28 protein-coding genes are annotated in these 26,452 nt (G+C 55.3%); 10 read left to right on the plus strand and 18 right to left on the minus strand.

What is annotated here, in order from left to right:
- Nucleotides 1-155: 155 nt before the first annotated feature.
- From ACILP3_RS04110 to ACILP3_RS04160, 11 genes are all read right to left on the minus strand, one after another.
- On the minus strand, nt 156-1,085 hold the full coding sequence (locus ACILP3_RS04110) for a bifunctional riboflavin kinase/FAD synthetase (protein WP_395615428.1): 930 nt from the start codon (nt 1,083-1,085) through the stop codon (nt 156-158).
- A 2-nt stretch (nt 1,086-1,087) separates the two neighbouring features.
- Nucleotides 1,088-2,266, minus strand: a complete 1,179-nt coding sequence (locus ACILP3_RS04115) for a dipeptidase (protein ID WP_395615400.1) — start codon at nt 2,264-2,266, stop codon at nt 1,088-1,090.
- Nucleotides 2,267-2,288: 22 nt separating this feature from the next.
- Complete coding sequence (locus ACILP3_RS04120; protein ID WP_395615401.1) at nt 2,289-2,786, minus strand: dihydrofolate reductase; 498 nt, start codon at nt 2,784-2,786, stop codon at nt 2,289-2,291.
- A gap of 23 nt (nt 2,787-2,809) precedes the next feature.
- On the minus strand, nt 2,810-3,880 hold the full coding sequence (locus ACILP3_RS04125; protein ID WP_395615402.1) for a 5-(carboxyamino)imidazole ribonucleotide synthase: 1,071 nt from the start codon (nt 3,878-3,880) through the stop codon (nt 2,810-2,812).
- Between the two features lie 9 nt (nt 3,881-3,889).
- Entirely contained in the window at nt 3,890-4,378 is a 489-nt protein-coding gene (gene purE / locus ACILP3_RS04130; RefSeq protein ID WP_395615403.1) for a 5-(carboxyamino)imidazole ribonucleotide mutase, read from the minus strand.
- A gap of 103 nt (nt 4,379-4,481) precedes the next feature.
- Nucleotides 4,482-5,165, minus strand: a complete 684-nt coding sequence (gpmA, locus tag ACILP3_RS04135) for a 2,3-diphosphoglycerate-dependent phosphoglycerate mutase (RefSeq protein ID WP_395615404.1) — start codon at nt 5,163-5,165, stop codon at nt 4,482-4,484.
- A 44-nt stretch (nt 5,166-5,209) separates the two neighbouring features.
- On the minus strand, nt 5,210-5,665 hold the full coding sequence (locus ACILP3_RS04140) for a GNAT family N-acetyltransferase (RefSeq protein ID WP_395615405.1): 456 nt from the start codon (nt 5,663-5,665) through the stop codon (nt 5,210-5,212).
- An 8-nt stretch (nt 5,666-5,673) separates the two neighbouring features.
- Nucleotides 5,674-5,940, minus strand: a complete 267-nt coding sequence (locus ACILP3_RS04145) for a Txe/YoeB family addiction module toxin (protein WP_395615406.1) — start codon at nt 5,938-5,940, stop codon at nt 5,674-5,676.
- Nucleotides 5,941-5,947: 7 nt separating this feature from the next.
- A complete protein-coding gene (locus ACILP3_RS04150; protein WP_395615407.1) occupies nt 5,948-6,253 on the minus strand; it encodes a type II toxin-antitoxin system Phd/YefM family antitoxin in 306 nt (101 codons plus the stop codon).
- A gap of 305 nt (nt 6,254-6,558) precedes the next feature.
- Complete coding sequence (locus ACILP3_RS04155) at nt 6,559-7,695, minus strand: M14-type cytosolic carboxypeptidase (protein WP_395615408.1); 1,137 nt, start codon at nt 7,693-7,695, stop codon at nt 6,559-6,561.
- Nucleotides 7,696-7,720: 25 nt separating this feature from the next.
- Nucleotides 7,721-8,320, minus strand: coding sequence for a DUF4136 domain-containing protein (locus ACILP3_RS04160; RefSeq protein ID WP_395615409.1), 600 nt, complete (start codon nt 8,318-8,320; stop codon nt 7,721-7,723).
- A 153-nt stretch (nt 8,321-8,473) separates the two neighbouring features.
- Between ACILP3_RS04160 and ykgO the strand changes: the two genes are divergently transcribed.
- The 5 genes from ykgO (at nt 8,474) to ACILP3_RS04185 (ending at nt 12,549) form a co-directional block, all read left to right on the plus strand.
- Nucleotides 8,474-8,599: a type B 50S ribosomal protein L36 gene (ykgO, locus tag ACILP3_RS04165; RefSeq protein ID WP_125229386.1), complete on the plus strand. Its 126-nt coding sequence runs from the start codon at nt 8,474-8,476 to the stop codon at nt 8,597-8,599.
- Between the two features lie 123 nt (nt 8,600-8,722).
- Nucleotides 8,723-9,334, plus strand: coding sequence for an HAD family hydrolase (locus tag ACILP3_RS04170; protein ID WP_395615410.1), 612 nt, complete (start codon nt 8,723-8,725; stop codon nt 9,332-9,334).
- A gap of 166 nt (nt 9,335-9,500) precedes the next feature.
- Nucleotides 9,501-10,709, plus strand: coding sequence for an ADP-forming succinate--CoA ligase subunit beta (gene sucC / locus ACILP3_RS04175; RefSeq protein ID WP_395615411.1), 1,209 nt, complete (start codon nt 9,501-9,503; stop codon nt 10,707-10,709).
- Between the two features lie 167 nt (nt 10,710-10,876).
- On the plus strand, nt 10,877-11,623 hold the full coding sequence (locus tag ACILP3_RS04180; RefSeq protein WP_395615412.1) for an electron transfer flavoprotein subunit beta/FixA family protein: 747 nt from the start codon (nt 10,877-10,879) through the stop codon (nt 11,621-11,623).
- On the plus strand, nt 11,620-12,549 hold the full coding sequence (locus ACILP3_RS04185) for an electron transfer flavoprotein subunit alpha/FixB family protein (protein WP_395615413.1): 930 nt from the start codon (nt 11,620-11,622) through the stop codon (nt 12,547-12,549). The genes ACILP3_RS04180 and ACILP3_RS04185 overlap by 4 nt, the downstream gene beginning before the upstream one ends.
- 75 nt (nt 12,550-12,624) lie before the next feature.
- On the opposite strand, the gene ACILP3_RS04190 is transcribed toward ACILP3_RS04185, so the two are convergent.
- Nucleotides 12,625-13,629: a histone deacetylase family protein gene (locus ACILP3_RS04190; protein WP_395615414.1), complete on the minus strand. Its 1,005-nt coding sequence runs from the start codon at nt 13,627-13,629 to the stop codon at nt 12,625-12,627.
- Nucleotides 13,630-13,834: 205 nt separating this feature from the next.
- Between ACILP3_RS04190 and ACILP3_RS04195 the strand changes: the two genes are divergently transcribed.
- Both ACILP3_RS04195 and ACILP3_RS04200 read left to right on the plus strand, forming a co-directional pair.
- Nucleotides 13,835-14,062, plus strand: a complete 228-nt coding sequence (locus ACILP3_RS04195) for an AbrB/MazE/SpoVT family DNA-binding domain-containing protein (RefSeq protein WP_395615415.1) — start codon at nt 13,835-13,837, stop codon at nt 14,060-14,062.
- Between the two features lie 9 nt (nt 14,063-14,071).
- On the plus strand, nt 14,072-14,467 hold the full coding sequence (locus ACILP3_RS04200; RefSeq protein ID WP_395615416.1) for a type II toxin-antitoxin system death-on-curing family toxin: 396 nt from the start codon (nt 14,072-14,074) through the stop codon (nt 14,465-14,467).
- Here the strand turns inward: ACILP3_RS04200 and ACILP3_RS04205 are convergent.
- Both ACILP3_RS04205 and nhaA read right to left on the minus strand, forming a co-directional pair.
- On the minus strand, nt 14,464-15,786 hold the full coding sequence (locus ACILP3_RS04205; protein ID WP_395615417.1) for a hypothetical protein: 1,323 nt from the start codon (nt 15,784-15,786) through the stop codon (nt 14,464-14,466). The two genes, ACILP3_RS04200 and ACILP3_RS04205, sit on opposite strands and share 4 nt — an antisense overlap.
- Entirely contained in the window at nt 15,783-17,003 is a 1,221-nt protein-coding gene (gene nhaA, locus ACILP3_RS04210) for a Na+/H+ antiporter NhaA (RefSeq protein ID WP_395615418.1), read from the minus strand. Before nhaA ends, ACILP3_RS04205 begins: the two co-directional genes overlap by 4 nt.
- 212 nt (nt 17,004-17,215) lie before the next feature.
- On the opposite strand from nhaA, the gene ACILP3_RS04215 reads away from it, so the two are divergent.
- The 3 genes from ACILP3_RS04215 (at nt 17,216) to ACILP3_RS04225 (ending at nt 20,711) form a co-directional block, all read left to right on the plus strand.
- Nucleotides 17,216-18,130, plus strand: coding sequence for a sulfite exporter TauE/SafE family protein (locus ACILP3_RS04215; protein WP_395615419.1), 915 nt, complete (start codon nt 17,216-17,218; stop codon nt 18,128-18,130).
- Entirely contained in the window at nt 18,127-18,891 is a 765-nt protein-coding gene (locus ACILP3_RS04220; RefSeq protein ID WP_395615420.1) for a TIGR02186 family protein, read from the plus strand. Before ACILP3_RS04215 ends, ACILP3_RS04220 begins: the two co-directional genes overlap by 4 nt.
- Nucleotides 18,892-19,088: 197 nt before the next feature.
- Nucleotides 19,089-20,711, plus strand: coding sequence for an ATP-binding protein (locus ACILP3_RS04225; RefSeq protein WP_395615429.1), 1,623 nt, complete (start codon nt 19,089-19,091; stop codon nt 20,709-20,711).
- Nucleotides 20,712-20,877: 166 nt separating this feature from the next.
- Here the strand turns inward: ACILP3_RS04225 and metH are convergent, their stop codons facing one another.
- From metH to ACILP3_RS04245, 4 genes are all read right to left on the minus strand, one after another.
- Nucleotides 20,878-23,502 carry a methionine synthase gene (gene metH / locus ACILP3_RS04230; protein ID WP_395615421.1) on the minus strand — a complete coding sequence of 875 codons (2,625 nt, stop codon included), beginning with the start codon at nt 23,500-23,502 and terminating at the stop codon, nt 20,878-20,880.
- Nucleotides 23,503-23,523: 21 nt separating this feature from the next.
- Nucleotides 23,524-24,570 carry a homocysteine S-methyltransferase family protein gene (locus ACILP3_RS04235; RefSeq protein ID WP_395615422.1) on the minus strand — a complete coding sequence of 349 codons (1,047 nt, stop codon included), beginning with the start codon at nt 24,568-24,570 and terminating at the stop codon, nt 23,524-23,526.
- Nucleotides 24,567-25,508: a methylenetetrahydrofolate reductase [NAD(P)H] gene (gene metF / locus ACILP3_RS04240; protein WP_395615423.1), complete on the minus strand. Its 942-nt coding sequence runs from the start codon at nt 25,506-25,508 to the stop codon at nt 24,567-24,569. The genes ACILP3_RS04235 and metF overlap by 4 nt, the downstream gene beginning before the upstream one ends.
- On the minus strand, nt 25,505-26,452 hold a 948-nt coding region (locus tag ACILP3_RS04245), incomplete at its 5' end, for an ArsR/SmtB family transcription factor (protein WP_395615424.1). The genes ACILP3_RS04245 and metF, both read right to left, overlap by 4 nt.

Below are 26,452 nucleotides of genomic sequence, written 5' to 3' on the forward strand. Positions count from 1 at the left end.
GCAGAGGCGCACAGAACGCAGAGCCATTTAACAACGCCATGCTGAACTTGTTTCAGCATCTTACTTCGTCACGCCGTCCGGAATTAAGACCCTGAAACAAGTTCAGGGTGACGACGATGGTTTATCAGAGTGACGGCGATGGTTTATCCGTCCGCTTATTGCGCGCCCAATATCTGGCGCGCCTGATCACAATCCTTCGCCATTTGCTGTGTCAACGCATCGAGGCTGTCAAACTTCGCCTCCCCACGAATGAAGGCGTGGAATTCGATCTCGATATTCTGGCCATATAAATCTTCGGCAAAGTCGAAGAAATGCGGCTCAAGCAATTCCTTGGGCGGGTCAAAGGTTGGACGGATGCCCAGATTTGCCGCGCCGTTCAAAACGCGGCCATCGGGCAAGCGGCCCTTCACCGCATAAATGCCGTAACGCGGGCGCAGATAATGGCCCATGTCGATATTGGCGGTAGGAAAACCCAGAAGACGCCCGTTTTTGTCACCATGCTGAACAATGCCTTGCACAGTAAAGGGCCGCGTGAGCAAGGCGGTCGCGGTTGCGCAGTTGCCATCTTGCAATGCCGTGCGGACGCGGCTTGACGAGATGATGCCTGCGTCATCGACCACAGGGCCCATCGCCGTCGCGTAAAGCCCGTGCGCGCCACCCATATCGCGCAGCACATCGATATTGCCGCCGCGCGCTTTGCCAAAGGTGAAGTCTTCGCCTGTAACAACAGCCGAAATCCCCAGCCGTTCAACGAGCAATTTGACAATGAAATCTTCGGCGCTGGTCGCCGCCAGTTCAGCATCAAAATCAAACACCAACATGGCGTCCGCGCCCGCATTTTCGAACAAAAACTGCCGCTGGTCCAATGTCGTCAATCGGAACCAAGGCGATTGCGGCGCGAAAAAACGCACAGGGTGCGGGTCAAAGGTCGCGATGATGGCGGGACGGCCTGCTGCCTTCGCCTGCGCGATGGCTTCACCTGCGACGGCCTGATGCCCCAGATGAAAGCCATCGAAATTGCCCAAAGCAACGACAGCGCCGCGCAGCGCGTCAGGCATTCGATCCTTTGCGGAAAGGCGGGGAATAATCATCGAGCACTCACTCTTGGCACCAAGCCGGCGCGGATAACGCGCAGAGCATTTTCGCCCATGACGGCCCGGATTTCTTGCGCCGTAAAGCCTTCGTCCATCAATGCTTGCGTGACTTGAACCAGCTGCGAGGTGTCGAACCGCACGGTGGTCGCGCCATCATAATCTGAACCTAAGGCAACATGCTCTATGCCCACCAGATCGCGGACATGCTTCATTGCTTTTGCTGCCGCGCGCGGGCTGGTGTCGCACAAGGCGCCATCCCAATAGCCAATGCCAATGACGCCGCCCGTTTTGGCTACACCGCGCACTTCGTCATCGGTCAGGTTGCGGTTGACCTTACAGGTCGCCTGCACGCCGCCATGGCTAGAGACGACCGGCCGCGTGGCCATCGCCAGTACTTCGGCGACGCCCGTGTGCGACAAATGGGCGATATCGATGATCATGCCCTTTGCCTCCATCCGCTTGACAATGTCGCGGCCAAAGGTGGTCAATCCGCCTTTTTTCAGGCCATGCATGGAACCGGCCAGTTCATTGTCAAAGAAATGGGTCAGGCCAGCCATGCGAAAACCGGCGTCATACAAACGGTCCAAATTGGCCGCCTTGCCTTCCAGATTTTGAAGGCCTTCAATGGTCAGCATGGCGCCGACGGGGCGCTTATCTTTCTGCCGCGCGGATAGTAACGCATCCAACTGGCCTGCAGTATCGACCGCCTTGATTGCGCCGGCGGAAGCAACAACGGCGTCATCACGCTTTTGGGCATGATATAAGGACCGCTCGGCCAAAGAGCTCCAGGTCTTCACTGGTTGCAACTGCGCAATGGTCAACAAAGTGATGTTGTCGGTATCGGCCCCATTCCCGTTGTAATTTTGGTTCTTTGGCGTCTTTGTCACCGACGAGAATAATTGCAGTGCAACATTGCCGTCTTGCAAACGCGGCAAATCCATATGGCCGCGGGACACACTGTCGTTTAGGTCGCGGTTCCACATCAACGTGTCGCTATGCAGGTCAACGATGTTAAGCGTCTTGTGCAAAGCCTTGGCTTCGGCGCTGACCGCGATCAGTGGCTTGCCGTCGATTTGGTTCATTGACCCTTCAACATAGCCAGGTGCAAAGCCGAAAAAGCCCAAAGCAGCCGCAGCAATCAACGTCGCCGGTATCCAGATTTTTTTACGCATGTTCCCCCTAGGACCCTGATGTTTAGGTCGCGACCCGTCGCAATAATGTTACAAAGTCATAAGCAGGAGCGCCACCTTGCGCTGCATGGCTTTCGCGCGCGATTTCCTGCCAGACCGCCATGTCAAACGCGGGGACGGTCGCATCACCATCGGGGCTGGCCGCGATTTCGGTGAGCTCCACGCGGTCCGCCAGCGGCAGAAATAGGCTGTAGATTTCGGCTCCACCGATGACGCAGACATGCGGCCCATTGGCGCGCTTCAATGCTTCTGCGACCGAATGCACAACTTCGGCGCCCTCTTCTTCCCAATCTTGGTCGCGCGTCAGCACGATATGGCGGCGGCCATCCAATAAGCCCGGCAGGCTGTCAAAGGTCTTGCGTCCCATAATCATGGGGCGTCCCTTGGTCACTTGCTTGAAATGGCGCAGGTCGGCGGGAATATGCCATGGCATGCCGCCATCCTTCCCGATTGTTCCATTGGCGGCGCGGGCGAGGACAAGAACGATTTCGGGATGATTCATGCGCCCGTCTTGCCGACTTTTTCTTACCTATACAAGCGGGTGACATGGCCTATTTTTCTGCCCTGTCGCGCTTCGGCCTTACCATATAGATGCAGATGCGCCGCAGGGTCAGCCAAAATTTGTTCAAAGCGATCGCCATCGGTGCCAATAAGATTTTCCATTTCCACGCGTTCCGCCACTGTTTCGGTGGCTCCAAGCGGCAGTCCGCAAATGGCGCGAATATGGTTTTCAAACTGGCTCGTGACTGCGCCCTCAATGGTCCAATGTCCGCTATTGTGCACGCGGGGCGCGATTTCGTTGAACAACGGGCCTTGTCCGCTGGCGAAGAATTCAGCGGTAAAGACGCCGACATAATCCAGCGCCGATGCAACCGCGGCGGCCATATCCCGCGCCGCTTGTTGTTGGCTTTCGACCAGTGGTCCGGACGGCAGTGTCGATTTTGCGAGGATACCGCCGATATGCAAATTTTGCGAACTGTCCCAAAAACGGATTTCACCGTCTTGACCGCGGACCAATATCACCGAGAATTCCGCATCGAACGACACCATGGCTTCGGCGATGAGCGGCTGTCCGCCTGTGCGTTCCCACGCTGCAGTTATGTCACCATCATGGGTGATCCGCGACTGGCCTTTGCCGTCATAGCCCATGCGTATGGTTTTGAGGATGCACGGGATGCCAACCGCTCCAATCGCAGTCGCCACGCCGCTTTCGTCCTGCGCAACCGCAAACTCCGCCGTTTTTCCGCCAAGGCCGCGGACAAACTGCTTTTCGACGGCGCGGTCCTGCGACACTTCAAGCGCCTTAAGCGGTGGGTAGACCGGAACAAGGCCTGTGATCGATTCCAGCGGCGTCACAGGGACATTTTCAAATTCGAAAGTCACCACGTCGCAGGCCATTGCAAATGCCTTTAGCGCGACCAGATCATCATATTCTGCGACCGTATAAGCAGCAGCGACATCGCAGGCGACATTGTCCCCAGGCGGCGCGTAAATATGGCAACGATAGCCCAATTGCGCAGCCGCAGTCGCCAGCATGCGGCCAAGCTGGCCACCGCCCAATATGCCAATCGTCGATCCCGGGGGTAACGCCGCCATAAATGAACCTTATTCAGGCGTTTCGGCGACCGAAGCCGTCTGTGCCGCGCGCCAAGCGTCCAACCGTTCGGCCAGTGCGGCATCTTCATTCGCCAGCATTGCCGCCGCCAAAAGCGCGGCGTTTGTTGCGCCCGCTTTGCCGATGGCCAATGTACCAACCGGAATGCCAGCGGGCATTTGCACGATGGACAAAAGGCTATCCATGCCATCCAGCGCCTTAGACTGCACGGGCACGCCCAACACCGGCAGGCGCGTCATCGACGCGGCCATGCCCGGCAGATGCGCCGCGCCCCCTGCGCCCGCAATAATGCATTTCAGACCACGGCCAGCGGCAGTTTTGGCATAATCATAAAGGCGTTCAGGCGTGCGATGCGCAGACACCACTTTGCATTCATGGGGAATATGCAGCGCGGTAAGCGTCGCAGAAGCCTCTCGCATCGTTTCCCAATCGGAACGGCTTCCCATGATGATGCCAATGATCGGCGCTGCGTCGGTCATGTGTCACTCCCCTGACAAGTTCGATGGCAATGGCCTTAGCCGCGTGGTGCAAAAGGCGCAATCCAGCAACGAGGCGTTAACCGCCCAAATGGTTAAAGTGAACTCAATGCTCGGACAGATAGTAATATTCACCGTTCAGATGGTCGTCCAATTCATACACGATTGGCTGCCCCGTCGGGATTTCCAAGCCGTTAATGTCCGCATCGGAAATACCCGACAAATGCTTGACGAGCGCGCGCAGGCTATTGCCATGCGCCGAAATCAAAACGGTTTTCCCGGCCTGTAACTCCGGCACTATCGCGCTGTCCCAATAAGGCAGTACGCGATTGATGGTGTCTTTGAGGCTTTCGGACGCCGGAATATTGATACCGGCATAACGCGGGTCAGACGAAAGATCATATGGCGATCCTGCCGCAAGCGGCGGCGGCGGAATGTCGAAACTGCGGCGCCAAATTTTGACCTGATCTTCGCCATGCTTGGCCGCTGTCTCTGCTTTATCAAGACCCGTTAGCCCGCCATAATGCCGTTCGTTCAATTGCCAGTTCTTGGTCACAGGAACCCACAAACGCCCCATCGCCTCAAGCGCCAGATTAAGCGTCTTGATTGCCCTTGTCTGCACGCTGGTAAAGGCAGTGTCGGGCGCGATGCCTTTCGCCTGCATCAGCTCGCCCGCCGCCCATGCTTCCGCTGCGCCTTTCTCCGTGACATCCACATCCCACCAGCCAGTGAAGCGGTTTTCAAGGTTCCATTGCGATTGGCCGTGACGGATGAGGATAAGTTTTGGCATGAGAGGCTCCTGAATTAAGTCCTGCGCGCCCTAACGCAAGTTGGTTAAATCGCCAAGGTCATGAAACGGCTGAATGGGTCATCGGTATAATCACCAAATGGCGGGCAATATTCAAAGCCAAATGCTTCATACAAAGCGCGCGCGGGCAAAAATGGTGCGGACGATCCCGTTTCAAGGCTAAGCCGGACATAACCGCGTTGCCGCGCTTCTGCGATAATATCCTTCAGCATGGCCGCGCCTGCGCCTTTGCGGAGATGGTCCGCATGCGTCCGCATCGATTTAATTTCGCCCTGCGCCGATGATAGCGCTTTCAATGCACCGCATCCCGCAAGCGCGTTGTCGTCCCATATCGACCAAAAAGTGACATGAGGGGCGTTTAATCCTTCGAAATCAAGGAAATGACAGCTCCCGGGTGGGGAGTTGGCCAGCATTCCGGCAAAATGCGTTTCTGGCAAAGCCCGAATTTCAACGCCCGTCAGATCATCTTGAATAATGCGCATATATGGTTTCAATAATGGTACATACATTGGACAACTTCAAGCATCTGCGCCTCGGCGCTGCCTGAAATCCGGTACACAAGTCTATGCTCTCTTGAAATCCGCCGTGACCACCAGCCTTTGAGATTTTCTTTCAAGGGTTCTGGCTTACCAGTCCCTGAAAATGGATGCCGCAAGCATTCGGAAATCAAGGCTTCGAGTTTCTTGTGCGCTTTGCTGTCGACCCCCCGCAAAGCGCAATATTCTTCCCACCCTTGTGGTGTGAAGGCAAGCTTCACAGCGACATCATAAATTCAGCGGTTTCATCGTCTCAGGATCGACCTCGATCAAATTGCCCGCATCTGCGTTCGCAATCGACTCCGTCAACCGCTTTGCATTGGCAGGAGACGAGAGCAGATACAGCATTTCATGCAAGGAATTCCAGTCGCCCAAGTCGACCATTACGACAGGCTTTCCCCGCTGACGCGTGATAGCGATCGGCGTATGATCGTTCACAGCGCGGTCCATGATCGCCTTTAAATTGGCGCGGGTTTCCGAATAAGTTACAATTTCCATACCGGCATCATTGCACAGATTTTTGTGCAATGTCAAAATTACTTTTTGTCCCAATTTTCCATAAATAGATAACACGAAGCCGGCGCACGATTTCGACCTTCGATTTCCTCAATACGGACCCAGCCCCATGCCAATTTTCTTCCATTCGCAATTTGACCGCGTTCAATCACTTTGAACACTCCATCGTCTATGATGATCAGTGTACCCCAATGCTAAGAATCTCTCTAAGATTTAGACAATATTAATTATTATCAGATTCTTATATCTCCAATACGTTAACAGAGATCAGTATGTTTTTCGGGTCAGATGTAGCAACTTAAATAGAAATAAGGTGTCGACAGTCAAACCATCTCCGCCAAGGTCGCGAGGCATTCGCGGGCGAGCAAGCGGCAGCGTTCGGGGGACCAGCCTTGGTCGGGGTCGTTGCCGTGGACGGTGTCCTTATAGGGCATTTCCAAAGTCATGGACACGCATTGATGCGACGGGCCATAGCGTTCGGCCAGTTGGTTGGTGGACATGGAAAGATTGGCTTTGCCAGGACCAGCTTTGGTGTAGCCCAGCGCGGTCTGGAAATCGGGGGTGCGCGCCGAAAGGCGGTTGATGAAAGCATTATAGCGATCACCCTGATCATCGGTCCATGAAGGAATACCTTCAAACCCCGCCATAAACGCGGCTGGAATGGCTTCATCGCCATGCACATCTATGGCCCAATGCACGCCGGTTGCGTCCATGGCGTTGCGGATAGCCAACACTTCGGGGCTACGCTGCGCCGACGGTTCGGCCCATTCACGGTTCAGGTTAACGCCCAGATAATTGGTCCGCAAATGTCCGCGACAGCTTCCATCGGGATTGCAATTGGGCACAAGATGGAAGCGGCATTTTTCCAGCAGTCGCCGCGTATGCGGGTCGCTTAGGTCCGTCAGCATGTCGATGGCGCCTTCCATCCAATATTCGGCCTGAGTCTCGCCAGGATGCTGCCGCGCATAGAGCCAGACCTGCGTATCGCCACGGCCCATTTCGAGGCAATCAATCGGCTGACCTTCGATGCTATGGCCAAGGCAGCGATAGGTCACGCCTTCCAACGATGCCGTCTCGGCAATCAAGTCATGGTGCCGTTCCATGCTATAAGGGGCGAAATAAGCAAAGGATGCAAGATCGCTTGCGGGGGTGTAACGGATGGTCAACGTGCCGCCGTCCTTCGCCTTGTCATAGGTCGTATCGGCGCGGCCCCAATAATCGCGGTCTTCAGAGACGCAAGCGCGGTAATCGGGCCAGCCACCGGGATAGGCGCTGCTTTCCAGTTCGGTAATCCGCAATTCCAGTTCTTCGCCTGCGGTGCACGCCACGCGGAAGTGAAACCATTGGGCGAATTCCGAATCCTTGTCCTTGCGGATGCCTAGCGTCGCAACATTGCCATCAATGGCATGAACGATGATATTACCGCTATCGAAGGCGGCATTGATGTCCGTAATTGGCATTTTGGTTTCGCTCTCGCAATGAAGTTTATGGCACGCGGATAGTCTCACCCGACACGCCGGGGAAGTCCTTAAACAAGGCTTCGGCCAATTTTGATGCAGCGATGCCAGGTTGCGCGGCGGGTGAGCCGGCCTTGGCAGATTGCACCGCCGTACCTTCCCAAATCACCACTTGGTCGCTGCGCCGCAATATGCGGACGGCCAAGCTGGATTGTAACTGCGCCGCTGAACCGCCAGCTAGATTGAAACCAAGGCTAACACCCACCCCCGATCCATAGCTACCTGTCGACCCGCCGACGCCAACCGACACGGGCGCGGGCGCAGGGCGGTCGGGACGGATCACATTTGTGCCAAAACGCACTTCGGCAATGACGTCTGCGTTGTTTATAGTATCGCCATAGCCAATGCGTTGCATCTCGCGCGCCACAGCGGCGAGATAGGGCGAGCCGGCAAGTGACCGGTCCGAAGCCGATTCGCCCGTGAGCGTGACCATGAAACTTCCCTTGCCATAGGACATCCCTTCGGCAGCGCGGTTGAAGCGGGTAACCTCGACTGGTCCCGTTGGCACGACGCAAGCGGTCAACACAGAAAGTGTGATAAGTGGCAAAATTCGGGCAATTTTCATCATGCCCCCATCCTTAGGCTTGTCATATTGCATATCAAGCCATGTATGGGGGCTGAATCCGCAAAAAGGGCCAATCCCGCTTGACTTTCCAGTGCCCGACCCATAGGAGCGCGCCTTCAATTCAAGCTTCTTGCATTTATTAGACGGGTAAATCCGATGAAAGTCGTTAATTCTCTTAAGTCGCTCAAGGGCCGCCATCGCGATAACCGCGTGATTCGTCGCCGTGGCCGCACCTATGTCATCAACAAGACCCAACCACGCTTCAAGGCGCGCCAGGGTTAATTTGGCCCTGCCTGCGCGATGCGGGCAGTTGGTTCAGGCAGAATGCCGCTCCGAATCTGATTCGTGGGCGGTTTTTTTGCGCCTTTACCTCGACAAAATCCCTCCTGCGAAGAGGTGGTATGCATGACCAAAATAACCACTGCGGTCTTTGATGTCGGCAAAGTGCTGTTTGAATGGGACCTGAGGCATCTTTTTGCAAAGCTGATCACGGACAAGGACGAGCTGGAATATTTCGTCACAGCCATTGTGACGCCCGAATGGCATTTTCAACATGATGCGGGTCGCGCTTTGGACGATATGGTTGCCGAGCGGGTCGCTGAATTTCCAGAATATGCCGCGTGGATTGCGGCATATTCCAACCGTTTCAATGAGACCATTCCAGGGCCCGTCAACGGATCACTGGAGATCGTGCAGGAACTCGCCGAACGCGATGTGCCGTTATTTGCGATAACCAATTTCGGCGCTGAATTTTGGGATATGTTTCGCCCCACCCAGCCAATATTCGACCGTTTTCAGGACATAATCGTCTCGGGTGTCGAAAAATTGGTGAAGCCTGACCCTGCCATTTACATGCTGGCGCTACAGCGTTTCGGACTAAAGTCGGGCGAAGCGATTTTTATCGATGATAATCATGACAATGTCATTAGCGCGCGCGAAAATGGTTTTGTTGCGCATCATTTTACAGATGCCGATTCACTTCGTCGTGAATTGATTGCCTTAGATTTATTGCTTTAATTTTTTGGGTCACGCAGGGGCGCAGAACGCAGAGATGGGGCCATATTCCCCATGCCGCTTGCGCCTTTGCGTGACCCAAAAAACATCCGCGCAAGCCCTTCCATTCAGTGCCCGTCTGTGCTTAAGCGACCGGCGATACTTTCCATTTGTAAGGATGCAATCTCCCATGAATATCCATGAATATCAGGCCAAAGAACTGCTCGCAAAATTCGGTGTCGCTGTGCCCGCCGGTATCGCGGCGTTGAGCGTAGAAGAGGCGGTTGCCGCCGCGAAGCAACTTCCTGGCCCGCTTTACGTGGTAAAATCGCAGATCCATGCTGGTGGACGCGGCAAGGGCAAGTTCAAGGAACTTGGCCCCGATGCAAAGGGCGGCGTTCGTCTGGCCTTTAATCTGGATGAGGTTGAGGCCCATGCAAAAGACATGCTTGGCAACACGCTGGTGACGATCCAGACTGGCCCCGAAGGCAAGCAGGTCAACCGCCTATACATCACCGATGGCGCCGACATTAAGCAGGAATTCTACCTTGCTTTGCTCGTCGACCGTGCGACCAGCCGCATCGCGGTTGTAGCGTCGACCGAAGGCGGCATGAATATTGAAGACGTGGCGCATGACAGCCCAGAGAAGATCCACACCATCGTCATCGATCCTGCCGCTGGCCTTCAACCCCATCATGGCCGCAGCGTTGCCAAGGCGCTTGGCTTGACTGGCGATCTGGCCAAGCAAGCGCAGACTGTTCTTGCTGGCCTCTACAGCGCGTTCATCGGCACCGATGCCGAACAGATCGAAATCAACCCGCTTGCGGTTTGCGAAGGCAAGAATGGCGACGAGCTTCTAGTGCTTGATGCCAAGGTCAGCTTTGATGGCAATGCGATGTTCCGGCACAAGGATCTCGCCGAACTGCGCGATTTGACCGAAGAGGACCCTGCCGAGGTTGAAGCTTCGGAATATGACCTTGCGTACATTAAACTGGACGGCAACATTGGCTGCATGGTCAATGGTGCGGGCCTTGCCATGGCAACGATGGACATCATCAAGCTGAACGGTGAATTCCCTGCCAACTTCTTGGACGTGGGCGGCGGCGCATCGAAGGAAAAGGTCACGGCCGCTTTCAAGATCATTCTGAAGGACCCCGCCGTAAAGGGCATTCTCGTCAACATTTTCGGTGGCATCATGAAATGCGACATCATCGCCGATGGTATTGTTGCTGCGGCCAAGGAAGTGAACCTGTCAGTGCCGCTCGTGGTGCGCCTTGAAGGCACCAATGTGCAGCAGGGCAAAGACATTTTGGCCAATAGCGGCTTGCCCATCGTATCGGCCAATGACTTGGGCGATGCGGCGGAGAAAATAGTCGCGGAAGTACGCAAGGCGGCGTAAAATTGTCCTCTGGCGGTTCCTGCAAGGTGCAAGAATCGTCAGCATGTTAAACGCTTGGCAGGATGTGTAGATCAGGCACTTGACGTTCACGTAAACGTTAAGCATAGGCGCAACAGTTTAAGCGGGCATTCAATTGCCTTATTGAGTCGGTATGGAAGGATGAGCACATGAAGATCATCGTCCCCGTGAAGCGGGTCATCGATTATAACGTAAAGCCGCGGGTTAAGCCTGATGGTTCGGGTGTGGATTTGGCGAATGTCAAAATGAGCATGAACCCGTTTGACGAGATTGCGGTCGAAGAAGCGCTACGTTTGCGTGAAAAGGGCGTTGCGACTGAGGTTATCGCGGTGTCGATTGGGCCGGACAAGGCGCAAGAAACGCTGCGCACGGCTTTGGCCATGGGCGCGGATCGCGCGATCTTGGTCGTTGCTGAAGATGTTGAGCCTTTGGGCGTTGCCAAGATCCTTGCAAAGATCATGGACGAAGAACAGCCTGGCCTTGTCATTTTGGGCAAGCAAGCGATTGACGATGATAGCAACCAGACAGGCCAAATGCTCGCTGCGTTGACCGGTCGTCCGCAGGGCACATTTGCCAATACGGTAAATGTATCGGGCGATGCAGTGCATGTCGCACGCGAAGTCGATGGCGGTTTGCAGACCGTGGCGTTGAAGATGCCAGCGATCATCACGACGGATTTGCGCTTGAACGAGCCACGTTATGCGTCTTTGCCAAACATCATGAAGGCAAAGTCCAAGCCTCTCGCGCAGAAAACCCCTGCCGATTATGGCGTCGATGTTAGCCCGCGCCTTAAGACGTTGAAGGTAATCGAGCCGCCCGTGCGCAGCGCAGGTATCAAGGTTGCCGACGTCGATGCGTTGGTTGCAAAGCTTAAGGAAATGGGAGTGGCCGCATGAAGACCCTCGTTTATGCCGAACATGACAATGCATCGTTGAAGGATGCAACATTGGCCGTCGTCACCGCGGCATCGCAGATTGGCGAAGTGCATATCCTCGTTGCAGGCTCTGGCTGCGGCGCGGTTGCGGATGCGGCTGCCAAGATTGCGGGCGTGAGCACGGTGCATGTTGCCGATGACGCGGCTTATGCGCAGCAATTGGCCGAAAATGTCGCGCCCTTGGTTGCGTCATTGATGGCAAGCCATGACGCGTTTCTGGCGCCTGCCACATCGAACGGCAAGAACATCGCACCACGCGTGGCGGCTTTGTTGGATGTCATGCAAATCTCGGACATCCTCAGCGTTGAAAGCGCGGACACGTTCACGCGTCCCATCTATGCCGGTAACGCAATTGCCACGGTGCAGTCGTCAGATGCCAAGAAGGTTATCACTGTGCGCGGCACAGCCTTTGCCAAGGCACAAGAAAGCGGCGGTTCGGCGACGATTGCAGCGGTTGCAAGCACAGGCGATGCTGGCACCTCGTCGTTCATTTCGGCAGAGATTGCCAAGCAAGAACGCCCTGAACTGACCTCTGCCAAGATCATCGTATCGGGCGGTCGTGCGTTGAAGGATGCGGACACTTTTGCCGCAACCATCTTGCCTTTGGCGGATAAGCTTGGCGCAGGCGTTGGCGCAAGCCGCGCGGCTGTGGACGCAGGCTTTGTGCCCAATGACTATCAGGTTGGCCAAACGGGTAAGATCGTCGCGCCAGAAGTATATGTCGCGGTTGGCATCTCCGGCGCGATCCAGCATCTGGCCGGCATGAAGGACTCCAAGGTCATCATCGCGATCAACAAGGATGAAGACGCGCCGATATTCCAAGTGGCAGATATAGGCCTTGTTGGTGACCTGTTCACGGTCGTGCCTGAAATGGTGGGCAAGCTGTAAGCAGGTTCAAATTTGAGCTTTAAGGGGGCGGTCAGAGATGGCCGCCCTTTTCTTTTGAGCAACAGAAATGCAGCTTCAAAACCCGCTTAAAAAGCTACCGAGATTTTCGCCCAAATTATCGACCGCATAGCCGCCTTCGGTCAGGACAACTGTCGGCAATCCGGTCGCGGCAATGTCCCTTGCCAGCGTGGCATAATCCGATGTCTTCAGTGCGAAATTGGCGATGGGGTCGCCTTCAAACGTATCCGCGCCGAAGCTGACAATCAGTAAGCCGGGGTCAAACCGGGCAATGGCGTCCAGCGCTGTCGCTTGTGCGGCGCGAAAGGCATCGAGCGTTGTCCCTTGCAGCAATGGCAGATTCAGCGTTGCGCCTGCCCCCGCGCCTTCGCCGACTTCATCGGCATGGCCCCAGTAAAACGGGAAATCGGTCGCCGGATCTGCGTGGACAGAGGCATAAAAAACATCGCCCCGCTCCCAGAAAATGTCCTGCGTGCCGTTGCCATGATGATAGTCAATGTCGATAATGGCCACGCGCGCGATACCTGCGTCGCGCGCCGCTTGCGCCGCAACCGCTGCCTGATTAATGAAGCAATATCCGCCAAGATAGTCTGCCCCTGCATGATGCCCGGGCGGACGGCACAAAGCGGTGGCAACGCGGTCGCCAGCCAGCACCGCATCAAGCGCCGACAAGGCCGACTGCGTGCTCCAATAGGCCGACGTCCAGCTATCGGCGGTCAATGGCGTAGAGCTGTCCATGCTGTAGCGACCGGCCAAGGCGTCAATACGCTTTAAGTCCAACGCGCGCCGACGCATCACTGGCCATATATAGCCCATCACATCACCTGACCGTCCGGCGGCAACCCAACGGTCATGCGCAGTCTTGAGATATGCGATGTAATCAGCATCATGCACCGCCAATATCGGTGCCTCTCCATGGTCGGTGGGCCGAGCCGTAGCGGGCACGCCTGCACATAGCGCCTGTGCGCGTGCGGGCGTTTCGGCATAAGGGACGAACGCACCATTATGGAGCTCTTGAACCGGCGCATGGTCAAGCTGGCGGGGATCAAAAAACAGGCGCATCGTTCGGGATATTCCAGTTTACACTATGCCACCGCATAGCCCGTCGAAATGCACTTTGCGAGAGCTTGCGCGATTCTGGTAAATGACCGATGCAACCGACCTCAGCTTTATGGCGATCTTCGGCACGGCCAACATGATTTCGCAATCGGTGCACGTCAATATGCCAGACTTGCAGTTGTAGCAATGTTTGTGTTATAACATACGTATGAACAAGCCAATTAAAGTTATAAAAGTCGGCAACAGCGCCGGTATGATTCTTCCCAAAGAGATACTCGCCAAGCTGCGGGTGTCGCTTGGCGACAACCTGTATCTGACGGAAACCGCTAACGGCTTTCACCTGACCCCAAGCGACCCCGGCTTTGAGACAAAGATGGCGTTGGCTGAAACGATCATGCGTGAGGACCGCGACATATTGCGCGTGTTGGCGCAGTAAGGGCCGCAATTGCCACCGGCCATTCGAATTGAGCCCCATTGGCTCGACGCACGCGATGCGCTTGCCATCCACGACCGGCAGATTGCCGAGCATGGCAGGATTAGCGGTGTGCGCGGTTCCGACTTGCTGGACTCGGCATTAGGACGACCAGTGAGCCAGTGGAATTATGGCACGGACGATCCCGCTGCACTGGCTGCGGCTTATGCTTATGATGTTGCTCGGAACCATCCTTTTGCCGATGGCAACAAACGCACAGCATGGGTACTTGCGCGTTTGTTTTTGGCGCTCAACGGGCATGCACTGACATTCGACCCACAGGACGCGACGCGCATTGTTTTGGCACTCGCCGCGGGTGAATTGTCCGAAGAAGAACTAACCGCCTGGTTCCGCGATCACCTTGCCTAGGGTAGCAAATCGGCAGGCTGCGTTGGCTCGCTGAGTATCTTTTCCATCCGGCGCCAGCGCTCGGCTTGGTCGGGATTACCGCGCTCGACATAACCACGCACGAGGTCTTTTCCCCAGCCATAGTTGATAACATAGCTGCGATAATGGTCCGTAAACGCCACCGATTGTTCGGCGCGCGCGGGCGACAAGAGCAGATATTTCTGGGTCAGTTCAAGTGCCTGCGCACGGGATATTTCCCCATCGAGATACATTTTCGCAATGGTCAGGCGCGCGCCCGAGAGCGCTTCGGTCATTTGCTGCATTTCCCAAAAGGCTTGTGCAGAATTGGGATTAAGGCCAGCCATCGGGTACAGAATATCGCGTTCAAATGCCAAGCGTTCCGCGGCTGGAAAGGCGAGATCAATGCCGTAATTGGCGCTGCCTTCAGACAAAACGCTGGTCGGGCTGTAGAGTGGATTAACTTCATATTCCTTCCACCCATTTTTGCGTGCGAGCCGTTCTTCAACCATCAGGTTCAGCACATGGTGGCCCGGATAGCCTTCGTGACAGCCCAGATCGACCGCACGGCTGATACGGATCGGCAGGTCGGTATTGATCTGGATCAGGCTTTTAAAATTGCCCTTATAATAATTATAGCCTGACCACGGCTTGCCCGTGACAAACTCCATCACGAACGTCTCGCCCGCTGGTAATTGGATATATTGCGCCGTGCGGCGCTTACATTCGGCAATGGCGACATCAAACACCATCTGCAAGCGGTTCTTGGGAATGACATAACGCTCATTAAAGGTATCGACGCGTGCGGCGAGCGGGCCATCACCAGGTATCAGCGTTTCAAGATTAGCCAATATGGCGTCATAATGCGCCAGAGGTTTCAAGTCCGGCACCGTTGCAAACTGACCCTGCGCTTCATCATTGAACGAAAATTTCCGCCCCTCAAGCATCTGCAGCCGTGTGTCAGCAGCCACGAGCATGCCGCGCAACGCAACCGCGCGGCGCCGGTCCGATTCGGTGCGTAATGATGGCAAGGCCGTATCAATAGACGCCCTCAGCGCGCGGGCTTCAGCAATTAACTGTGCCAAAGATCGCGGATTTGCTTTAGCTGCTTCTTGCAGCGCGGGCGGGCCATAATAAGCGTCGACATATTCCGCTTCATGGGTACCTGCCTCAAGCGTCAACCGGATATACGCATCGGAAATATCAGCGATCGATTTCGCTGGCGCGGCCACATTTGAAGGGGCTGGGGCCACTGGGGTAATATTGGCGCAACCCGACGCAAGCAGTATCACCGGAATGATGAGGGAAAATCGCAAGTTCATATCCTGCCTCCAGAATGAGTGTATTGCGGTGCGGCAAAGCGCAAAACGAGATAGCCTAGAATGGCAGAGAGGATAGACCCCATCAAAACCCCAATTTTGACATCATCCACCTGCTCGGGACCAGTGAAGGCAAGGCCGCCGATAAACAAGCTCATCGTAAAGCCGATACCGCACAGCAAGGCTACACCATAGACTTGCGTCCAGCTTGCCTTTGACGGCCGCGCGGCAATGCCAAGTTTGACCGCGATCCAGACGCTGGTAAAAATTCCAAGTTGCTTGCCCAAAAACAGGCCCATCGCGATGCCAAGAGGCAGCGGCGCAGCTAATGCAGCAAAGCTGATACCCGCCAAGGAAACACCCGCATTTGCGAACCCAAAGATCGGTACGATAAGGAAGGCAACTGGCTTCACAAGCGCGTGTTCAAGCCGGTGGAGTGCCGAATCTTCCGCGTCAGGTGCCGCGAGCGTTCGGCGGAAGGGAATGGCAAATGCCGCCATCACGCCCGCAATGGTTGCATGCACGCCGGATAACAATGTCGCATACCATAATAAGGCCGCAAGGATGAGATAGGGCCAAAGAGCATTTACCCGAAAACGGTTCAGCAGCATCATTGCAACCCAAATGCCACCTGCCGCAGCCAGCGCGACGATGTTCAACTCGGCTGTGTAGAATAAAGCTATGATCGCCACCGCACCCATGTCGTCAACAATAGCAACGGTCGTCAGGAACAGTTTCAGCGAAGCAGGCGCCCGACTGCCCAAAAGCGCAAGCACGCCAATGGCAAATGCAATGTCGGTAGCAGCCGGTATAGCCCAGCCACGCTGTAATGCAGGATCGCCGCCCGCGACCGCAAGATACACAAACGCGGGAACAGCCATGCCTGCCGCAGCGGCAAGCATTGGAAGCGTGCGGTCGGCCCAAGTCGACAAATGCCCATCGACAAATTCGCGCTTAATCTCCAGCCCGACGAGCAAAAAGAAAATCGCCATCAGACCGTCATTTATCCAAAGATGGACGGTCATTGGGCCAAGCTTTGGTGTTAGCTCCGGTCCGATTACCAAATGTAGGAAATCATTATAGTTTTCAGCAATAGCCGAATTGGCAATAATCATGGCCAATGCGGCGGCCGCCATTAACAAAATACCGCCCGCGGCTTCACTCGACAAAAATGCCCGCAAAGCAGAGTTTTTGGCGGGTTGTTTTATAGTTTCAATCATCGCCATCCCTTATGGCGAAGCGGCCAAAAGATGGCAAGCAAAGGGGAAAAATAGAGCGATTGCGTTGTTGTCGCATCTTATCTTAGTTTATAATCCTAGGTAAAGGTGGCGTCGCTCGGCATAGCGGTGGTCCCACGATCACCTTGTCCACCAGTTTCTAAAACCCCGCCTTTATCCTGCCGTCAAATGCCGTTAGGGTGTCATAGTCGATCATGGATATTTATCTTCCCATAGCCAATCTGTCGGTCAACGCGCTGGTGATCATCCTTCTGGGTGGCGGCGTCGGCGTGCTGTCGGGTATGTTTGGCGTCGGTGGCGGATTCCTAACTACGCCTTTGCTCATATTCTACGGTATCCCGCCAGCGGTTGCCGCGGCGTCCGCATCCACGCAGGTGACAGGGGCCAGCGTCTCGGGCGTATTTGCACATATGAAACGCGGCGGGGTGGATTTTCAGATGGGCGGCGTGCTCGTGGTCGGCGGTATATTCGGCACAGGCGCGGGCGCAGCGATCTTTGAAATATTGGAGGCGCTTGGCCAGATCGATACCGTCATCAACATCCTTTATGTGCTGATGTTGGGCAGCATCGGTGGCTTGATGGCCAAAGAAAGCTTAACCAGCGTTCTGGCTGTGCGCGCGGGAAAGCCAGTCGCTGCAGCCAAACGGCGGCATCATCCGTTGGTGGCCAATTTGCCGATGCGCTGGCGTTTCTATCGTTCCGGTCTTTATATTTCGCCTATCGCGCCGTTGATATTGGGTTTTATCACGGGCATTATGACAATGTTGCTTGGCGTGGGCGGGGGCTTCATCATGGTGCCCGCTATGCTCTATCTATTGGGCATGGGCGCGCAGGTAGTGGTGGGGACATCCTTATTCCAGATTTTGTTTGTGACGATGGCGTCAACGATGATGCACAGCCTGACCACCAAAGCGGTCGATATTGTTCTGGCCGTTTTCTTGCTCATTGGTAGTGTGACAGGGGCGCAAATCGGCGCGCGTTTGGCGCAGCGCATGCGGCCAGAATATCTTCGTCTCTTTCTCGCCGCGATCGTTCTGCTTGTCGCAATCCGTATGGCGCTTGGTCTGGGCTGGCGTCCGGACGAAATCTACACGTTGCAGGCGTTATGATCCGTTTATTCGCCCTGATATTGTTTTTGCTGCCGATGACGGCGAGCGCGCAAAATGTGCCCAAATTGGTGCCCGACGTTTCACAACGGCAAATCAACATCCAGTCCGGATTCACGGGCGCCGAAATGCTATTATTCGGAGCCATCATCTACCCACGCGGCGTCGCGCCAGACGAGCAAGTAGATGTTGCGGTTGTTCTGCGCGGGCCAACCCGGTCGGTAACGTTACGTGAAAAGCAGAAAATTGCCGGTATCTGGATCAACGCCGACAGCACCGATTTCCGGTCCGTCCCCGCATATTACGCAATCGCGTCATCACGCCCGCTCGATCAAATCATCAGCAGCAAAACAGCCGCGATTTACGAGCTTGGCCTTGACCGCCTGCAATTGTCGCCCAGCGGCGAAGTCAACGCCACCGAACAGCGCCGCTTTGTCGATGGGCTGGTGGACTTAAATCGCCGCAACGGCCTTTTCCGCCAAGATGCGGGCACGGTCGAAATAACCGATCAGGTGCTGTATCGTGCGCGCCTCAACATTCCGTCCAGTGTTCCGGTCGGTGTCTATACTGCGGAAACTTTGCTCATTCGCGATGGCCGGGTCATTGTGGCCGATGATAATGTTGAAGTCCGCATCCGCAAAACAGGGTTCGAACAATTGGTCACCATATTGGCGCAAGACTATGCCCTTTTTTACGGCGCAATGGCGGTGCTTGTCTCGTTGCTACTTGGTTGGTTTGCCGGCTTTGTCTTCAACCGGCTCTGATTTTGAAAACGATCTAACGCCTTTTAGTTGCCCGACCTTTCTCCTGTTGCGCTGGTAAATATATTTTTACCTTCTTGGCCTATTGCCCGACGCTTCTTTATGAAAGAGGCGGAAACTTTATGGACATTTCGGTACATCGGCAGACCGATCGGATAGGCCACCCAGATCAATCGGCGCCTTTGCCCATAGCCGCACCGATGGACGCCCCAGTCGTTGACGCGACGCTCCACCCTATTGGCTTCGTCATGGAGATTTCGGGTTCGCAGTCACAAGTGACGCTCGATGCCGCCTTGTTGACAAGCCTCAACGCACACAGTGACACAAGTATCGCGATGTCAGGGCAAGTCGGCAGTCAGATTAAAATCCGCGTCGGTGATATCTGGCTTCTTGCCAACATTCGCACGCAAAAAATGTACGAGCGCGACCATAAAATCATCACGGCGCAAGTCGACTTCCTCGGCGAAGGCGATGAGGATAAGCTTACAGGCAAGATTTACAATTTCCGGCGCGGGGTAACGCGCTACCCAGTCCCTGGCAGCGAAGTATATGCGGTTTCCAGCACCGACCTCAAACAAGTCTATACCACCGACGCGCGGGCAAATGTCGAAATCGGCACGGTATTTCCGACGAAGGATATTCGCGGCGCGCTCTATGTTGATGCCATGCTTGGTAAGCATTTTGCGCTGCTGGGTTCAACAGGTACGGGTAAGTCGACCGGCGCGGCGCTGATTTTGCACAAGATCTGCGACATCGCGCCCGAAGGGCATATCGTAATGATTGACCCGCATGGGGAATATAGCGCCGCGTTTAAAAATAATGGCGCGCTGTTCGACGTCAACAACCTAGCCATGCCCTATTGGATGATGAATTTCGCCGAACATTGCGAAATTTTCGTCACTTCCAATGGCGACGACAGACAAACAGATTCCGATATTCTCGCCAAATGCCTTCTCCAAGCGCGGTCAAAAAACCGGATTGCCGAAACGATTGGCAAGCTGACGGTTGACGCCCCCATTCCCTATCTCCTGTCCGATTTGACGAACATCATTCAAAATGAAATGGGGCGGCTCGACAAGGCGACATCGTCTGCTCCCTTCATGCGGTTGAAGAGCAAAATTGACGAATTAAAGGCGGACCCACGGTACAATTTCATGTTCTCAGGCATGCTTGTTGGCGATACGATGGCCGAGTTTGTGGGCAAGATTTTCCGGCTGCCTTCATATGGCAAACCCATTTCCATCATCGACGTTTCTGGCGTGCCGTCGGACATCACCTCGACAGTGGTTGCCGTGCTCTCGCGCCTCGTATTTGACTATGCCCTCTGGTCACGCAACGAACCCCAGCGGCCCATATTGCTCGTGTGTGAAGAGGCGCACAGATATATCCCGTCGGAACATCTGTCGAAAGACAGCGCCGTGCGCTCCATCCTTGAGAGAATTGCCAAGGAAGGCCGTAAATATGGGGTATCTCTGGGCCTGATTACGCAGCGGCCCTCAGATTTGGCCGAAGGCGTGCTGTCGCAATGCGGGACAATCATTTCGATGCGTTTGAATAACGAGCGCGACCAAGCCTTTGTGCGTGCCGCAATGCCCGAAGGCGCGCGCGGCTTCCTGGACTCTATCCCCGCGCTGCGTAACCGCGAATGCATTATCTGCGGCGAAGGTGTCAGCATTCCCATCCGCGTTGCGCTCGATACTCTCGAAGAAGAAAAGCGCCCTGCTTCCGACGATCCCCTGTTTAGCCAGTTGTGGCAGGAAGCAGGCGGAGAAGCTGAGATGCTGCAACGCGTGGTCAAAAGGTGGCGCGCGCAAGGTCGGTAAGGCCCGCCCCGCTTTTGCAGTGTCGAGATTGTCGAGAGGCCTCCAGTTGGATTCGCGCGCCCTGCCCAGAAATGGCAGCGCGAAAGGCAATAATACCCGATGTCTGCACGGCGCATTGGCGGAAAGCGACCAGTGTAAAGCGGGGTTTCTAAAACCAAGACTATCCTTATTCGTTAAGGTTGGGCCTTAGATATTGCCGTGCACGATCCATATCCAACCCACGGCGCGCCGCATAGTCCGACACCTGATCATCACCAATGCGCGCGACGCCAAAATATTCAGATTGCGGGTGGCCAAAATACAGCCCGCTCACCGCGGCGGTCGGTAACATGGCAAAGCTTTCAGTCAACGTGATGCCAGTTGCATGCGTCGCATCCAGCAGGTCAAACAATGTCGGCTTCAGGCTGTGGTCTGGACAGGCGGGATAGCCAGGGGCTGGCCGAATGCCGCGATATTCCTCGCGGTTCAGAGCCTCGGGCGTGAATTGCTCTTCAGGGGCATAGCCCCACAGATCCTTGCGAACATGTTCGTGCATCCGCTCGGCAAAGGCCTCCGCCAACCGGTCGGCTAACGCCTTGAGCATGATGTCCGAATAATCGTCGATATTGGCTTTGAACTGGGCCAAATGCGTCTCGATTCCATGACCAGTCGTGACTGCAAAGCCACCAATCCAGTCGCCATCGCGGCTGATGAAATCGGCAAGGCACATGTTCGCTTTGCCTGCGCGCTTGGCGATTTGTTGGCGCAAGAATGGCAGGCGCACATGCGCCTCAGTCTGTTCGCAATAGACAAGCACATCATCGCCATCGCGCCGACAGGGCCAAAGGCCCGCAACGCCCTTTGCGCGCAGCCATTTTTCGTTGATGATCTTGTCGAGCATCGCATTGGCATCGGCAAACAGGCTGGTGGCGCTTTCGCCCACAATTTCATCGGTCAAAATCGCCGGAAAATTGCCATGCAATTCCCACGCACGGAAAAATGGGGTCCAGTCGATATAGTTGCGCAGGTCGGCCAAGTCCCAGTCATCATAGACATGGACACCAGGCTTTTGCGGCGCGGCTGGCTTCATGCTTTCGTCGATTTCAAAGGCATTGGCGCGTGCTTCTTCCAGCGTGGCGAGCGGCTTTGCCGTCTTGCCAGCGCGGGCGTCACGAATATCGCTGTATTCGGCGCGGGTGTCGGCAACAAACTTGTCCGCCATCGTATCGCTAACCAATGTGCCCGCAACACCGACAGCGCGCGACGCGTCGAGCACATGGATGACGGGACCGGAATAGACAGGCTCAATACGCAAGGCCGTGTGCGTTTTTGACGTCGTTGCGCCGCCAATCATCAACGGCATCGACATGCCTGCTTTTTCCATTTCCTCGGCAACGGTCACCATTTCGTCAAGCGAAGGGGTGATAAGGCCCGACAGCCCGATCATATTGGCATCATGTTCGACCGCCGCTTGCAAAATTGTCGGCCACGGGACCATGACGCCCAGATCAACAATCTCAAAGCCATTACATTGCAGGACAACGCCGACAATGTTCTTGCCAATATCATGCACGTCGCCCTTCACGGTCGCCATGATGATCTTGCCCTTGCCTTTGGCGCCCGCCTCTTTTTCCGCCTCAATATATGGGAAGAGATGCGCGACTGCTTTTTTCATGACGCGCGCAGACTTCACCACTTGCGGCAGGAACATGCGGCCCGACCCGAACAGGTCGCCCACGACGTTCATACCGTCCATCAACGGTCCTTCGATTACTTCGATCGGGCGACCGCCTGCTTCCTTGATTGCAAGCCGCGCTTCTTCGGTGTCATCGACGATATGCGCATCAATGCCTTTGACTAAGGCATGCTCCAACCTTTTGGTCACCGGCCAGCCACGCCATTCGGCCTCGGCCTTTTCCTGTGCCACATCAGTCCCGCGATATTTTTCGGCAAGCACAATCAGGCGCTCAGTCGCATCGGGGTCGCGGTTGAGGATCACATCTTCGCAGGCGACACGCAGTTCGGCGTCAATATCATCATAGATATCAAGCTGCCCTGCATTGACGATGGCCATATCAAGCCCTGCAGGGATGGCGTGATAGAGAAAGATCGAGTGCATCGCGCGGCGCACCGGTTCATTGCCACGGAAACTGAACGAAAGGTTGGAAAGCCCGCCCGAATAATGCGCATGCGGACACAAGACGCGCAGTTCCTTGATGGCCTCGATAAAGTCGACGCCGTAATTATTATGCTCCTCAATCCCCGTTGCCACCGCAAAGATGTTGGGATCGAAAATGATGTCCTCGGGCGGGAAACCGATGCCGATCAGCAAGTCATATGCCCGTTTGCAAATCTCGACCTTGCGGGCTTGCGTGTCAGCCTGGCCAGTTTCATCGAACGCCATAACTACGACAGCCGCACCATAAGCCATGCACAAGCGCGCGTAGTGCAAAAACGCCTCTTCGCCTTCTTTCATCGAAATCGAATTCACGATTGGCTTACCCGAAACGCATTTCAGCCCGGCCTCAATTACGCTCCATTTGGAACTGTCGATCATTAATGGCACGCGGGCGATGTCGGGTTCTGCTGCGATGCGCTTGATGAAAGTGGTCATCGCTTCATGCGCGTCCAGCAGGCCTTCATCCATGTTGATGTCGATAATCTGCGCGCCATTTTCGACTTGGTCGCGCGCAACCTCAACGGCAGCTTCATAATCGCCTGCGAGGATCAGCTTTTTGAACTTGGCACTGCCAGTGACATTGGTGCGCTCGCCGATATTGACGAAGCGGGAAGAGGAAATAATGGAGGACATTTTTGTTCTGCTTTATAAAATTCAGGCGGCCATGATGAAGGGTTCGAGCCCCGCTAGCCGTGTCACTATATCCGCCTTGGGAATGGCACGTGGCGCACGGTCCGCAACCGCTTTAGCTATTGCGGCGATATGCGCAGGCGTGGTGCCGCAACAGCCGCCAACGATATTCACCAGACCATCGTCAAGCCATTGGCCAATCAATTGCGCCGTTGTTTCGGGTAGTTCATCATATTCGGCCAAGTCATTGGGCAAGCCTGCATTAGGGTACGCCATCACCAGCGTGTCGGCTTGCTTGGACAATGCCGCCAGATGCGGTCGCAAAAGATCTGCGCCAAAGGAGCAATTCAACCCGATGGTCAGCGGTTTAACATGCCGGATCGCGGCCCAAAATGCTTCCACCGTGTGACCAGAGAGATTGCGGCCAGCCATGTCGGTGATGGTCATTGATATCATCAACGGCACATCGCGCCCACATGCCGCCGCCGCCTCTTGCGCAGCCATCGCAGCGCATTTGGCGTTGAGCGTGTCGAAAATGGTTTCGATTAAGAGGAAATCAACACCACCTTCAATCAGTGCGTCGCATTGTTCGCGATACACATCTTTCAGATAGTCAAAGTCTATCTCACGATAGCCTGGGTCGTTGACGTCGGGCGACAAGGACAAGGTTTTGTTGGTCGGACCAATCGACCCAGCAACGAACCGCTTTATGCCGTCCTTGGCCTCGGCGGCCTCGCAACAGCCCCGCGCCAGCTTGGCCGATTCCAAGTTCAATTCCCGAACCAAATGTTCGCAGCCATAATCGGCCATGCTGATTTTGGTCGCGCTGAAGGTGTTGGTCTCGATCATGTCGGCGCCCGCCTCGAGATAGGCGCTATGGATCGCGCCAACGACATCAGGACGGGTAATGGACAATAGGTCGTTATTGCCCTTTTGATCGTGCGTCAGTTCAAGTTCGCCGCGATAATCAGCCTCAGACAATTTATAGCCTTGGATCGCGGTGCCATAGCCCCCGTCGAACACCAATATCTGTTGCGCTGCACGGGCGGCAAAATCTTCGCGCGCGCTCATGCTGCGGCCTTTTGCGCTACAGCGGCTGGCCGCTTGCCCAGCAAATGGCATATTGCGTAGGATAATTCGGCGCGGTTGAGGGTGTAAAAGTGAAATTCTCGGACACCGCCTGCATATAATTTCCGGCACATTTCTGCAGAGACAGTAGCGGCCACCAATTGCCGTGCGGATGGATGATCATCCAATCCATTGAACAGGTCCGCCATCCAGCTGGGAATAGCTGTGCCGGTCATTTGCGACATGCGGGTAATCGCGGCAAAGTTCGACACTGGCATGATGCCTGGGACAATCTCCGCATCAATGCCAGCTGCGGCAACCGCATCGCGGAAACGGAAGAAGGTTTCGGGTTCAAAAAAGAATTGCGTGATCGCGCGGCTCGCACCGGAGTCCAGCTTGCGCTTCAGAAAATCAATGTCTGACGCGGCCGACAAGGCCTCTGGATGGGTTTCGGGATAAGCGCTGACCGATATTTCAAACGGGTGCAGCTTGCGTAAACCTTCAACTAATTCTGCAGCACTGGCATAGCCGTCGGGATGCGGCACAAATTTGCCGTCAGAATTAGGCGCGTCCCCGCGCAGCGCGACGATATGGCGAACCCCTGCCTCCCAATAGGCGTTGGCGACATCGGCAATCTCGCCCTTGGATGCCTCGACGCAGGTTAAATGTGCGGCCGCCGGAATTTCGGTCTCGCGGGCAATGCGCGCCACGGTGTTGTGTGTGCGTTCGCGGGTGGTGCCACCCGCTCCATAAGTGACCGAGACAAAGCGCGGACCAAGCGGCGAGAGGGCCACGACCGAATCCCATAATTGCTCCTCCATCTTTTCCGTTTTGGGCGGGAAGAATTCGAAACTGATCTCGCAATCACCGGGGAGCCCCGCAAAAAGGGGAGAGGCAACAGCGCGGCTTGCCTCCTGCATCTGTGTCAGTGGGAGAATCATGCGACAATCCTTAAATTATTTTTTGGGCTGGGATTATGTGTGGGACGCGGTTGTTGGGCGGAGAGCTTTTCGCCCATCCAGACCTTGATCACCAATGCGCCGGCCTCAAGCGCAGTTTGGTGCACCATCTGCAGGCCGTGACTATTAAATGCCTTGTTCATGAAATCATCGGAAAAGCCCAATCGGGCGTGGGCATGTACCGTGCGCAATTCTTCCAGATCATGTGAGGCAAAATCAACGATGACGAGCCGGCCACCCTGCGCAAGCGCACGGATCGCTTCGGCAATGACAGCTTCAGGGTGCTGGGCATAATGCAAGACTTGGTGAAATATGACGGTGTCGAATTCACCCTCGCCCAAGGGCAGCCTGTTGAAGTCACCGAGCTTTATGTCGATTTTACGCGCGATTTCGGGACTTAAATTGGCAATTTTCGCACGTGCAAGCCGCAGCATTTCGGGACTATTATCTATCGCCACAAATCGGCTGGAATCGGACGCAAACAACTCGACCATGCGTCCTGTGCCCGTTCCGACATCAAGGACTTGGCCTAATGGTGCGCTGTGCAGGACCTGCGCCAAGCGGGCCTCCACTTCCGAATCGGCAATATGCAATGATCTGAGCGAATCCCAGGCATCGGCATGGGCCGCAAAATACTGTGCCGCCATGTCAGTACGCGCATTGCGCACTTCATCAAGCCTAAGCAGATCGCGCTGGAACGCCTTTGCCTGCGACATATCTGCCTCTGCCAATAATGATGAGAGCGAGCCGTCGGTTAGCATCCCGCTAGGCCTTAAAAATACCCAGCTTCCTTCCTTGCGACGCTCCAAAAGCCCAGCTTCATCTAGAATGCGGATATGTCGGGAAACGCGGGGCTGGCTTTGGTCGAGTATCTGCACCAATTCGCCCACCGAAAGCTCAAGCCGGCGGACTAGAAACACGATTCG

Origin of the sequence: Sphingorhabdus sp., from assembly GCF_044239665.1 — a bacterium.
Classification (GTDB): Bacteria; Pseudomonadota; Alphaproteobacteria; order Sphingomonadales; family Sphingomonadaceae; genus Sphingorhabdus_B.